12 protein-coding genes are annotated in these 12,040 nt (G+C 62.1%); 5 read left to right on the forward strand and 7 right to left on the reverse strand.

What is annotated here, in order from left to right; translation table 11 throughout:
* Positions 1 to 29: 29 nt before the first annotated feature.
* The 6 genes from BLQ01_RS07320 to BLQ01_RS07345 form a co-directional block, all read right to left on the reverse strand.
* Positions 30 to 1,268, reverse strand: a complete 1,239-nt coding sequence (locus tag BLQ01_RS07320; RefSeq protein ID WP_035761225.1) for a BMP family lipoprotein — start codon at positions 1,266 to 1,268, stop codon at positions 30 to 32.
* Positions 1,269 to 1,381: 113 nt separating this feature from the next.
* The gene (locus BLQ01_RS07325; protein ID WP_026542855.1) at positions 1,382 to 2,392 is read right to left on the reverse strand and encodes an NADP-dependent oxidoreductase; all 1,011 of its coding nucleotides are present in this window, start codon (positions 2,390 to 2,392) and stop codon (positions 1,382 to 1,384) included.
* Positions 2,389 to 2,820: an organic hydroperoxide resistance protein gene (locus tag BLQ01_RS07330; RefSeq protein WP_026542856.1), complete on the reverse strand. Its 432-nt coding sequence runs from the start codon at positions 2,818 to 2,820 to the stop codon at positions 2,389 to 2,391. Before BLQ01_RS07330 ends, BLQ01_RS07325 begins: the two co-directional genes overlap by 4 nt.
* Before the next feature lie 59 nt (positions 2,821 to 2,879).
* Entirely contained in the window at positions 2,880 to 3,314 is a 435-nt protein-coding gene (locus BLQ01_RS07335) for a MarR family winged helix-turn-helix transcriptional regulator (protein WP_091550836.1), read from the reverse strand.
* 121 nt (positions 3,315 to 3,435) lie between these two features.
* A complete protein-coding gene (locus BLQ01_RS07340) occupies positions 3,436 to 4,641 on the reverse strand; it encodes an amidohydrolase (RefSeq protein WP_026547510.1) in 1,206 nt (401 codons plus the stop codon).
* 110 nt (positions 4,642 to 4,751) lie between these two features.
* Positions 4,752 to 5,885: a mannose-1-phosphate guanylyltransferase gene (locus BLQ01_RS07345; protein WP_026542859.1), complete on the reverse strand. Its 1,134-nt coding sequence runs from the start codon at positions 5,883 to 5,885 to the stop codon at positions 4,752 to 4,754.
* A gap of 253 nt (positions 5,886 to 6,138) precedes the next feature.
* Between BLQ01_RS07345 and sdhC the strand changes: the two genes are divergently transcribed.
* The 5 genes from sdhC (at position 6,139) to BLQ01_RS07370 (ending at position 10,570) form a co-directional block, all read left to right on the forward strand.
* Positions 6,139 to 6,519, forward strand: a complete 381-nt coding sequence (sdhC, locus tag BLQ01_RS07350) for a succinate dehydrogenase, cytochrome b556 subunit (protein WP_018777254.1) — start codon at positions 6,139 to 6,141, stop codon at positions 6,517 to 6,519.
* A 3-nt stretch (positions 6,520 to 6,522) separates the two neighbouring features.
* Positions 6,523 to 6,999 (forward strand): succinate dehydrogenase hydrophobic membrane anchor subunit, encoded by a 477-nt coding sequence (locus BLQ01_RS07355; RefSeq protein WP_026542860.1) that lies wholly within the window; start codon positions 6,523 to 6,525, stop codon positions 6,997 to 6,999.
* 98 nt (positions 7,000 to 7,097) lie between these two features.
* Positions 7,098 to 8,897, forward strand: a complete 1,800-nt coding sequence (gene sdhA, locus BLQ01_RS07360; RefSeq protein ID WP_026547511.1) for a succinate dehydrogenase flavoprotein subunit — start codon at positions 7,098 to 7,100, stop codon at positions 8,895 to 8,897.
* Complete coding sequence (locus tag BLQ01_RS07365; protein WP_026542862.1) at positions 8,897 to 9,679, forward strand: succinate dehydrogenase iron-sulfur subunit; 783 nt, start codon at positions 8,897 to 8,899, stop codon at positions 9,677 to 9,679. Before sdhA ends, BLQ01_RS07365 begins: the two co-directional genes overlap by 1 nt.
* Before the next feature lie 114 nt (positions 9,680 to 9,793).
* Complete coding sequence (locus tag BLQ01_RS07370; protein WP_026542863.1) at positions 9,794 to 10,570, forward strand: alpha/beta hydrolase; 777 nt, start codon at positions 9,794 to 9,796, stop codon at positions 10,568 to 10,570.
* A gap of 77 nt (positions 10,571 to 10,647) precedes the next feature.
* Here the strand turns inward: BLQ01_RS07370 and BLQ01_RS07375 are convergent, their stop codons facing one another.
* Positions 10,648 to 11,949 (reverse strand): ABC transporter substrate-binding protein, encoded by a 1,302-nt coding sequence (locus tag BLQ01_RS07375; RefSeq protein WP_091550837.1) that lies wholly within the window; start codon positions 11,947 to 11,949, stop codon positions 10,648 to 10,650.
* Between the last annotated feature and the right edge of the window lie 91 nt (positions 11,950 to 12,040).

Genomic DNA, 12,040 nt, shown 5'->3' on the forward strand with positions numbered 1-12,040 from the left:
CGGTACTGGCGGCGCGTCCAGGAATTGATTTACTTCTTGGGGCTCGCTGCCGATTCGACAACCAGCTTGCCGGAGACGATGTCTGCCTTCAGGGCATCGAGTTCGGACTTGGTTTCTGCGGTCACGGCCGAGTCAAGGTCATGGAACGGAGCAATCGCAACGCCATCGTTTTCCAACGTGCCAACATAGGCCTCGTTGGTGAACTTGCCGTCCTTGTCATCCTTCACCACGGTTTCAACGGCCTCGCCCATCTGCTTGACCACGGAGGTCAGCATGAGGTCCTTGTATTCGGGGGCGGTGAGGTAGCCGTCGGAGTCAACCCAGATGAGCTTGACGTCCTTGCCTGAGGCCTTGGCTTCCTTCAGCGCAGCGCCTGCACCCTTACCAACCGGTCCGGCCACGGGCATGATGATGTCCGCGCCCTGGTCCAGCAGGTTGATGGTGACCTGCTTGCCGGTGTCCTGCTTCTCGAAGTCACCCGTGAATGAGCCGTCCTGGGTGTTCTTGTCCCAGCCGACAACCTGGACGGTCTTGTTCTTGGCCTTGTTGTAGGCCTGGACACCGTCGTAGAAGCCGTCCATGAAGATGGTGACCGTGGGGATCTTGATGCCGCCGAAGGTACCCACCTTGCCGGTCTTGGACGTGGCCGCAGCTGCGTAGCCTGCCAGGTAGGCCGCTTGTGCCGTGTCATAGACGATCGGCTTCACGTTGGTGATGGGGGTTTCGTACGAGTAGTCGATAATCGCGAAGTGCTTGTCGGCGTTCGCAGCGGCGGCAGCCTTGGTGGCGTCGCCGAGGAGGAAGCCGACCGTAACCGTGAGGTTGCAGCCTGCGGAGACCATGCCGTTGAGGTTCGTCTCGAAGTCGCTGTTGGCCTTGGATTCGGCCGACTTCACGGTGATGCCCAAGTCTGTCTCAGCCTTCTTGAGGCCTTCGAATGAGGACTGGTTGAAGGACTGGTCATCGAATCCACCGGAGTCCGAGACGATGCATCCAAGGAAGTCACTCTTGGTGGCGGTGCCGGAGCCAGCATCGGGGGCCTGTCCACAACTGGTCAGCAGGAGCGCTGCTGCGCCGAGGGTGGCAACACCGGCCATTGAACCGCGCTTCAGGGTGGCACGCAGTGGTTTCTTCAATTTTCCTCCAGGAAGAAAGTGATTGGCGCTACGACGGATGGTCAATGAGTGTCCGTTTCCTATACCTGAGGCAGAAATTCTGTTTTCACTGATGCTCGCAGCTGCGCCGAAGCGCATTGATGTCACCAACACTAGTGGCCTGGAACACACCCAGCTACCACAAATGATCCCTCCAGGTCAGATTGTTGACCTTTTGTTACCAAGCAGTAGCCGGGTGTGCAAGTCACATGTGATTCACCTGTGGATTAAAGGCGGACCAGCATCTTCCCGGTGTTCGCCCCGTCCAGCAGGTCAATGAAGGCCTGCGGTGCGTTTTCCAGTCCGTCAACGATTGTCTCGTCATAGCTGACGGACCCATCGGCCAGCCATCCTGCCATCCTCTGCGCGAATTCGGGGGCGTGTTGACGCTGGCCGCCCACCAGGAACCCACGCAGGGTGAGCTGCTTGCCGATGGCCACGGCAAGGTTCCGGGGCGCGACCGGGGGCTCGGTGGAGTTGTACTGTGCAATGGCACCGCACATGGCCACACGGCCGCCCACTGTCAGGGTTGCCAGGGCTGCTTCCAGGTGTTCTCCGCCAACGTTGTCGAAGTAGACATCGATGCCGCGCTCCCCTGCCGCATCCTTGAGCTGGTCCAGCACCGGAGCGTCGTTGTAGTTGAAGGCGGCATCAAAACCGAGCTCCAGCAACCGGGCAACCTTCTCCGGGGATCCCGCACTGCCGATCACCTTTGATGCACCCATGGCTTTGGCGATCTGGCCCACCATGGAACCGACGGCCCCAGCGGCTCCGGAGACGAACACGACGTCGCCTTCCTTGAACTCTGCGACCTTCAGCAGCCCCGCGTAAGCAGTCAGGCCGGTCATGCCCAGCGCACCCAGGAAGGCAGACGTCGGGGCCAGCCCCGACGGGACGGGAGTAGTTGCCGCGGCGTCCACTACAGCGTGCTCGCGCCAGCCCAGTTGATGCACGACGACGTCACCCACCTTGTGCGCGTCCGAACGGGACGCGATCACCTCACCTACCGCACCGCCGTCGAGCGCTGCATCCAGACGGAACGGCGCGGAGTAGGACTTGACGTCGTTCATGCGGCCACGCATGTACGGATCCACGGACATGAACTGGTTCTTCACCAAAACCTGTCCCTCGGCGAGCTCCGGGAGCGGTGCCGCTGCCAGCCGGAAGTTCTCCTGGGCCGGGCGTCCCACCGGGCGGGAGGCCAGCTGGATTTCGCGGGTTTCAGTTACGGCGCTCATGCTGCGAACTCCACGAGCTTGAGGTCTACGGCCATGTTGCCGCGGGTTGCATTGGAGTAAGGGCAGATCTGGTGCGCTTTGGCCATCAGCTCTTCAGCGGTGCTGCGGTCCAGCGCGGGCAGGGCAATCTCGAGTTCGGCAGCCAGGCCGTAACCTTCACTGTCCGTCAGGGCGCCGAAGTGGATCTTGGCAGCCACTGCGGAGTCGCTGAGGTCAACGCGTTCCTTGCGGCCCACCAGGCGCAGGGCGGAGTGGAAGCATGCCGCGTAGCCGGCAGCAAAGAGCTGCTCCGGGTTGGTTCCTTCACCGTTGCCGCCGAGCTCCACGGGGCTGGCCAGTGCTACATCCAGCTTGCCGTCATTGGTGCGGGCGTTGCCATCGCGGCCTTCGCCGGAGGCCAGTGCCTCGGCAGTGTAGAGAGTCTTCATGGTGTTTCCGTTTCTCTTCGGGAATGGATGTTCCGGGATTTTCCGGGAGCGGGAGTTCGTCAGAGTGAGCTGTTCAAGGCCGTGGTGAGTTTGCCGAGCGTGGCGTGGAGCTGTTCGATTTCGTCGGCAGAAAGGCCTGCCGCGTCGGCGAGGCGCTGGGGAACGGCCTGGGCACGGGCGCTCAAGGCGGTCCCGGCGTCGGTCAGGACAACGTCCACGCGGCGCTCGTCTTCGGCCGAGCGGCGGCGTTCCACCAGGCCCAGGCCCTCAAGGCGCTTCAGGAGGGGTGACAACGTTCCTGAATCCAGGCCGAGTTCGGCACCAAGGTCGCGGACGCTCCGGGGCTCCTGCTCCCAGAGGACCAGCATCACCAGGTACTGCGGGTAGGTTAGGCCGAGGTCATCCAGCACGGGGCGGTAGACCGCCGTCGCCGCCTTGGACGCCGAGTACAGCGCAAAGCAGACCTGGTGGCGGAGGCGGGGTGCATCACTCATGGATTAAACGATAGTGCACAATTCAATTGCGCACAACTCATCTCCCCCTAAAGTACCCAACTGAGTCGCAGTTAGCGCGTTCTGACAGGTCGAAACGCGCTTAACTGCGACTCAGGTGGGTTTACTGTTCGAGGTCGCGGATGGTTCGCAGGGCAGCTGCGGTCAGCACGCGGATGGCGTAGCCGAGGGCGCGTTCATCAACAATGAAGTCACCGCGGTGGAGATCGTACTCTTCGCCGCCCGGGGTGTGGGTACCCAGGCGCATCATGGCACCGGGAAGGTCCGCCAGGAACCAGGCAAAGTCCTCGCCACCCATGGACTGCGGCGTGAGGACCACCGCATTCTCCCCCAGCTCGGCGCGGGCAGAGGCTTCAATGAGGGCAGTCTCGTGCTCGGAGTTCACCACGGGAGGCACGCCACGGGTGTGTTCCAGATGGACATCCACGCCGTAGGGCGCGGCAACCTGCCTGACGACGTCGTCCAGCAACTCCCCCGCACTGTGCCAGGCGTCGCGGTCCAGGCAACGCATGGTGCCGGCCATGTAGCCGGTTCCCGGAATGGCGTTCGGTGCCGAACCTGCAGAAATCTGGCCCCAAACCACCGACACGCCACTGCGGACGTCCACGCGGCGGGAAAGGACTGCCGGCACATTCACCGCGATTTGAGCCAAGGCGAACACAAGGTCCTCGGTCAGGTGCGGCCTGGAGGTGTGCCCTCCCCGGCCGGAAAGCTCAATCTTGATGGTGTCCGACGCCGAGGTGATGGCCCCGATGCGGGTGCCGATCTGGCCTACGTTGATCCGCGGATCGCAATGCAGCGCCAGGATACGCGGCACGCCTTCCAGCACTCCCTGCTCGATGCAGGCCAGCGCTCCGCCGGGCATGGTTTCCTCGGCCGGCTGGAAGATGATCCGGACCGTGCCGCCGAGCGGGTTGTTCTTGTGCATCCGCTGCAGCGTCAAAGCGATGCCAAGCATGGCAGTGGTATGGACATCGTGCCCGCAAGCATGGGTCACACCATGGTTCTTCGAGGCGAACGGCAAGCCGGTTTCCTCAATGATCGGCAGTGCGTCAATGTCACCACGAAGGGCGGTGGCGATGGGGCCTTCACCCACGTCAACGGTCAGGCCGGTCTCCTCAAGGCGCCTGGGCTTCAGCCCGGCGGCCTCAAGCCGCTCCACGAGCTTGTCCGTGGTGCGGAATTCCTTGAAGGAAAGCTCAGGGTGCGCATGGAGGTCACGCCGGAATTCGATGAGTCCGGGAAGGAGTTCATCCACCCAAGGACTCACAACGGGAGCTGGCTCGGTTTCAGTCGTGTAATTGCGCACGTCACAACTCTAGCCATGCCACGGCTCCGAAGAACGAAAGCCACCTCTTGGTTACGCTGCGTTCAGGCGCAGGACAACCAAAGAGGTGGCTCACGGTATAAGGAGGGTGGTTACAGCACGTCCGTATCGCCGCTGGCCTTGAGGGCATCAACAGTGCCCTTGACCAGTTGCGCGTGCTCTTTGGTGGTGACCAGGAGCGCGTCCGGGGTGTCCACGATGACCACATCCTTGATGCCGATCAGTGCAATGACGCGTTTGGTATCGGAGACCACCACGCCGCTGGCATTTTCCGCGAACACACGGGCGCCTTCACCAAGCACGGTCACTTCGTCAACATCGCCGGCGTTGTTCAGGCGGCCGATCGCGGCAAAGTCGCCGACGTCGTCCCACCGGAAAGTACCGGGCACGACGGCGACATCGCCGGCTGCCGCTGCGGGCTCGGCAACGGCGTAGTCAATGGCAATCTTGGGCAGCGTAGGCCAAACCCGGGCGGTCACTTCGGCACGCTGCGGCGTATCCCAGGCCTCCGCGATCTCCTGGAGGCCCTTGAACAGTTCAGGCTGGTTGGCTTCAAGGTGCTTGAGCATGAGCGCCACGGGAGCCACGAACATGCCCGCGTTCCAGACGTAGTCGCCGGCTTCGACGTACTTGTTGGCTACTTCCTGGCTTGGCTTCTCAACGAACTCCGCAACGGCCAGCGCATTCGGCGCGCCTTCGACGTGGAGGGCAGCACCGGAGCGGATGTAGCCGAAGCCGGTGGAAGGGTGCGTGGGCTTGATGCCGATGGTGACGATTTTTCCCATTGCGGCGGTATAGATGGCCTCGCGCACGGTTTCCTGGAAAAGATCGTCCGGACTGATGACCTGGTCTGCCGCAAAGGAGCCCATGATGGTCTCCGGGTCACGGCGGTAGAGGATGGCAGCGGCAAGACCGATCGCGGCACCGGAGTCCTTGGGTTCACTCTCGAGCACCAGTTCGTCGTCGCCCACTTCAGGGAGCTGGCGGCAGACTGCGGCGCGGTGGGCAACACCGGTGACAACCAATACCCGTTCGCCGGCCAGCGGCTCCAGGCGGTCATAGGTGGCCCTCAGCAAGGTGCTGCCGGAACCTGTCAGGTCATGAAGGAACTTGGGCGCTGCGGCCCGCGAGAGTGGCCACAACCGGGTCCCCACACCGCCGGCCGGAATAACCGCATGGAAGCGGTTCATGGGCGATTCCGGGTATTTTGCGTCTTCTGTACTCACCGCAACACTTTATCCGACGCAGGCGCGAAGCCCTGCAGCGCGCCACGCATGTGGCATTCGTCTCAGGAAGTGGTGAAAATTGCCTGAATACTGGCACGAAACATGGATTTAACAAGGAGAGAAGCCCGTCCTAAATTGAATATGCTGTGAGCGAAGCCTAGATTTAGGCGTGAGCTACGAGTGCTCTCGCAGCAGGCGTTCCCCTTGCGTGGATCCCATGCCAGCGCCGCTGTGTTGCAGGAAGGTTTAATCAGTGCCGACAAAACCAGCTGGCACCTTGTACCGCGGCCGTGAAGGCATGTGGTCCTGGGTTGGACATCGTATTACCGGTGTAGTGATCTTTTTCTTCTTGTTGGTCCATGTGCTGGACACCTCATTGGTGCGCGTGTCCCCCGAGGCCTACACGGCCGTCATTGGTGCTTACAAGAACCCCCTCATGGCCCTGGGGGAAACGGGCCTGGTCGCTGCGATCATCTTCCACGCCTTCAACGGCCTGCGCGTGATTGCCATCGACTTCTGGAAAAAGGGCGCCAAGTACCAGCGCCAAATGCTGTGGGTCGTGCTTGCGCTGTGGCTGGTCACGTTCGCCGGCTTCGCCATCCGCCACCTTTCCCTCGCGCTGGGAGGCCACTAAGCCATGACAACCATCGAATCTCCGCGCAGCGGAAAAATCGGATCCGGAAAGATCGCACCGAAGTACAACCGCACCGGCTCCAGCCGTGGCAACTTCGAGATGATCGCCTGGCTCTTCATGCGCCTCTCCGGCATCGTCCTCGTGGTGCTGATCTTCGGCCACCTCTTCGTGAACCTGCTGGTAGGCGAAGGCATCCACGCGATCGACTTCGGCTTCGTTGCCGGCAAGTGGGCAGATCCGTTCTGGCAGTTCTGGGACCTGGCCATGCTGTGGCTTGCCATGCTGCACGGTACCAACGGCGTCCGCACCATCATCAACGACTACGCCGAGAAGGATTCCACGCGCTTCTGGCTCAAGATGGTCCTCTACGCGGCCACCCTGGTCATCATCATCCTTGGCACGCTGGTGATCTTCACCTTCAACCCGTGCCCCGTCGTCGACGGCGTTCAGCTTCCTGGCGGATTCTGCCCGGCACCGTAGCGGCGCTGCCGGTTGCTCTCCCGAGCCAACCGGTTCGCCTGACGTAGCGGAGCAGCCTCCGCCGACCATCTGAATTTTTGAAAGAGAGAGCATCTGGTATGCAGGTCCATAAGTACGACGTCGTCATTGTCGGTGCAGGTGGCGCCGGCATGCGCGCCGCGATCGAGTCCGGTCAGCGCGCACGCACCGCGGTACTGACCAAGCTCTACCCCACCCGCTCGCACACAGGTGCAGCCCAGGGTGGCATGTGTGCAGCACTGGCCAACGTCGAAGAAGACAACTGGGAATGGCACACCTTTGACACCATCAAGGGTGGCGACTACCTGGTTGACCAGGACGCAGCCGAGGTCATGGCGAAAGAAGCCATCGACGCCGTGCTGGACCTGGAGAAGATGGGCCTGCCGTTCAACCGCACGCCCGAAGGCCGCATTGACCAGCGCCGCTTCGGTGGCCACACCCGCGACCACGGCAAGGCCCCCGTCCGCCGTGCTTGCTATGCAGCCGACCGCACAGGCCACATGATCCTGCAGACGCTGTACCAAAACTGCGTCAAGCACAACGTTGAGTTCTACAACGAGTACTACGTCCTGGACCTGCTGATCGTCGAAGAAGACGCAGTGCGCGAAGACGGAACCCCGTACAAGCAAAAGCGCGTTGCCGGTGTGGTCTCCTACGACCTCGCCTCCGGTGAGCTCCACGTCTTCCAGGCCAAGTCGGTGGTGTTCGCTTCCGGTGGCGCCGGCAAGGTCTTCAAGACCACCTCCAACGCCCACACCCTCACGGGTGACGGCATGGGCATCGCGTTCCGCCGCGGCATCCCCCTGGAAGACATGGAGTTCTTCCAGTTCCACCCGACCGGCCTCGCCGGCCTGGGCATCCTCCTTACCGAGGGTGCGCGTGGTGAAGGTGCCATCCTGCGTAACTCCGAAGGTGAGCGCTTCATGGAGCGCTACGCCCCCACCATCAAGGACCTCGCACCCCGCGACATCGTGGCCCGCGCCATGGCCAACGAGGTGCGTGAAGGCCGCGGTTGTGGTCCGAACAAGGATTACGTCCTCCTGGACCTGACCCACCTTGAGCCGGCGCACATCGAAGCCAAGCTTCCGGACATCACCGAGTTCGCCCGCACCTACCTGGGTGTGGAACCGTTCACGGATCCTGTTCCGGTGTTCCCCACGGCGCACTACGCCATGGGTGGCATCCCCACCAACATCACCACTGAAGTGCTGCAGGACAACGACACGATCGTGCCGGGCCTCTACGCCGCCGGTGAGGTCGCCTGCGTTTCCGTCCACGGCTCCAACCGCCTGGGCACCAACTCGCTCCTGGACATCAACGTGTTCGGCAAGCGCGCCGGCATCGCCGCTGCGGAGTACTCCAAGACCGCCGACTACGTCGAGCTGCCGGAGGACCCCGAGGCAATGACCCGTGGCATCCTGAACGGGCTCCTTACCGGCAACGGTACCGAGCGTGTGGCACAGATCCGCAAGGAACTGCAGGACACCATGGATGCCAACATGCAGGTGTTCCGCACCAAGGAATCCCTGGAGCAGGTCCTTCGCGACATCGCTTCCTTCGAAGAGCGGTACAAGCACGTTACCGTTCAGGACAAGGGCAAGCGCTTCAACCTGGACCTCCTGGAAGCCGTGGAACTGGGCTTCCTCCTGGACATGGCCAAGGTCATGACCGTAGGTGCACTGCACCGTGAAGAGTCGCGCGGCGGTCACTACCGCGAGGACTTCCCGGACCGCAACGACGAAAAGTTCATGAAGCACTCCATGGCTTACCTGGACACTTCCGTCACCGTCGATTCCTCAGCGGAATCCGTCGCGGGCATCCGTCTTGAGACGAAACCCGTCATCTTCACCCGTTACGAGCCGATGGAGCGTAAGTACTAATGACGACCGAAATGGCAGAGCCCGCTTCCAAGATCGAGCTCCCGGCAAGTGTTGCCGGTGACGGTGAAATTCCGACGTTCCACATCACGCTTCGCGTGCGCCGCTACGATCCCGAAATCTCGGACGAAGCACGTTGGGACGACTACAAGCTGACCATGTACGGCACGGACCGTGTGCTGGATGCCCTCCACAAGGTCAAGTGGGAGATCGACGGCAGCGTTTCCTTCCGCCGCTCCTGCGCCCACGGCGTGTGTGGTTCCGATGCCATGCGCATCAACGGCCGCAACCGCCTCGCCTGCAAGACGCTGCTGAAGGACCTGGACACCACCAAGCCCATCACCGTCGAGCCGATCAAGGGCCTCCCTGTGGAGAAGGACCTGATCGTGGATATGGAGCCCTTCTTCCAGTCCTTCCGCGAAGTCATGCCGTTCCTGATCAACAAGGGCCACGAGCCCACCAAGGAACGCCTGCAGTCCGTTGAGGACCGTGAGCGCTTTGACGACACCACCAAGTGCATCCTGTGCGCCGCCTGCACCTCGTCCTGCCCGGTCTTCTGGACCGATGGCCAGTACTTTGGTCCTGCGGCGATCGTCAACGCCCACCGCTTCATTTTCGATTCCCGTGATGACGCCGGCGACATGCGCCTTGAGATCCTCAACGACAAAGAGGGCGTGTGGCGTTGCCGCACCACCTTCAACTGCTCGGAAGCCTGCCCGCGTGGCATCCAGGTGACCCAGGCAATCGCAGAGGTCAAGCAGGCCATCCTGTCCCGCAAGATCTAGTTCGCGTTTCACCACAAGAACACACGACGACGGCGCCACTCACCACTGATGGTGAGGGGCGCCGTCGTCGTTAATCAACTGCCGCAACCGGCTCCGCAACGCAAGGAGATCAGCGTGTCACGCTCTGAAAAGATCAGCTTCACGGGTAGTACCGGCGACGCCCTGGCGGGCATCGTGGACGTGCCCGAGGGGCCCATCCGCGGCTGGGGCCTGTACTCACATGGCCTGACCCTTGGCAAAGACAGCCCCGCGGCTTCGCGCATCTGCAAGGGGCTTGCGGAGCAGGGCGTGGGGATGCTGCGTTTCGACAACCTCGGCCTGGGTGGATCCGCTGGCGAATGGTCGGCAGGGTCCTTCAGCGTCAAAGTGGCCGATACCATCCTGGCCGCGGAGTTCATGCGGGAACAAGGCCGGGCAATTTCCTTGCTGGTGGGCCACTCGTTCGGCGGTGCGGCAGTGCTCGCCGCAGCCCGCGACATTCCCGGCCTGAACGCCGTGGTGACTGTTGCGGCACCGTACGAGCCCAAGCATGTTGAGCACATGTTCGATACCGAGATGGAAGACATCCTGCGCGACGGCAGCGCGGTGGTGGACCTTGGCGGCCGTCCCATGGAGGTCCGCCGCCACTTTGTGGAGGACGTGGAACGCGCTGATCTGCGCGACTGCATCCGAACCCTCCACAAGCCCCTGATGGTGATGCACTCCCCCACCGACAACACCGTGGGAATAGACAACGCCAGCGAAATCTTCCGCACCGCCCGGCACCCCCGGAGTTTCATCTCCCTTGAGGGCAGTGAGCATCTGCTGACCGGCAAGGGCCAGGCAGCACGGGTGGCCCGCATCATCAGTGCATGGGCGGACCCGTACCTGGAAGTCGCCAACGCCGTCTAGCTAAAAGCAACGCGGGGTCAGTTGTGGCCCCTAAACCGCTTCAAAAGTGGCCATAAGTGACCCCGCGTTGCTCTTGCCTACTTGCCTATGGCGGCTTTGCTCTCGCTAAGCCATTGCTCGGCCGCCTTCTCCGGGCTCAGCCTCTTGAACAGAACCTCGGTGTTGATGCGGGCGGTGATCTCGGAGACCGCCGTGGATCCCGTAGGACCAATGAAGGTTGGAGCGAAGTCCATCTTGCCGATCTGGTCGATGTAGGCGGCTTCGGCCTTGCCCTGCGGTGTCAGGAGGTCCTGGATGGCCGTGCGCATGCCGGAGTTGCTGGGCACGCCGCGGTCGCTCTGGATGATCTTCGCAGCGGCCTCATTGTTGATGAGGAAGCTGACCAGCTTGGCGGCAGCATCTGTGTGCTTGCTCCGGGCTGAGATGGTGTAGAACTGCGAGGACTGGAGCCAGATTCCGGGCGTGGGCTTCTCCCCCGGGAGCTTGAGCAGCTTCAATTCTGCCCCTGAGGCTTTGCTGAGGGCAGTCAGTGAGTTGGTCCATGTCAGCATCATGCCGGCCTGGCCCATGCCCATGAGTGTTTGCTCGGTGCTGACGTTCAGTTTCTCAACGGTCTCCGAAGCGCTGGGGGCAGCGCCCGATTCACTGAGCTTCAGGGAGAAGTCGAAGTAGTCCTGCACGGTTTCCTTGTCCAGGCCAAGCTGTCCCTCCTGCGTGTAGAGGGACTTGCCGCGCTGGCGGGCGAAAGCATCCAGGGAATCGTGCGTCAGGACGGTAGCGGTGCCGTAGGTTCCCTTGGGGCTCTTGGCTGTGATGTCCCCAGCGGTCTTGGCAAAGTCATCCCAGGACCAGGAGTCGTCGTCCGGCAGGGCGACACCCGCGGCCTGGAACACGGCAGGGTTCACTACTATGGCCAGGGCGTTGGCGCCGGTGGAGACGCCGTACTGCTTGCCTTGGACCTGCCCGTTTTCCAAGGCTCCCTGGTCCATCTTGGAAAGATCCAGCGAACCCTGCACCTTGGACAGGTCCAGAAGGGCGCCGCGGTTGGCGTACTCAGCTGGGTAGGCACCACCCATGGTGATGACATCCGGGGCGTCGTTGGCCGCAACCTGGGTGGCCAGTTTGTCGAAGTAACCCCCGATGTCGCCGTACTCCGGCTTGACCTTGATATTAGGGTTGGCGGCCTCGAACTCCTTGATGGCCTTGTTGGTCAGATCCGCACGGGTGGCGTTTCCCCACCATGAGAAACGGATCTCCACCGGCCCGTCTTCGGGCTGGTTGGAGGAGGGACTGGAACATGCTGCCGTGAGGCCAAGCATGCTGACAGCCGCGACGAAAGCTATGGATTTCCGGAGATGCCGGAGGGATTTACGCGTCATTGGGTAAGCTTCTTTCAGGCTCAGAAAACGGTTCCTGAAACGTATCAAGACCGTGTATATTCGTCAATAGTTTGGGATATGAACTATTTAG

Origin of the sequence: Arthrobacter sp. UNCCL28 (assembly GCF_900102805.1) — a bacterium.
Taxonomy (GTDB): Bacteria; Actinomycetota; Actinomycetes; order Actinomycetales; family Micrococcaceae; genus Arthrobacter; species Arthrobacter nicotinovorans_A.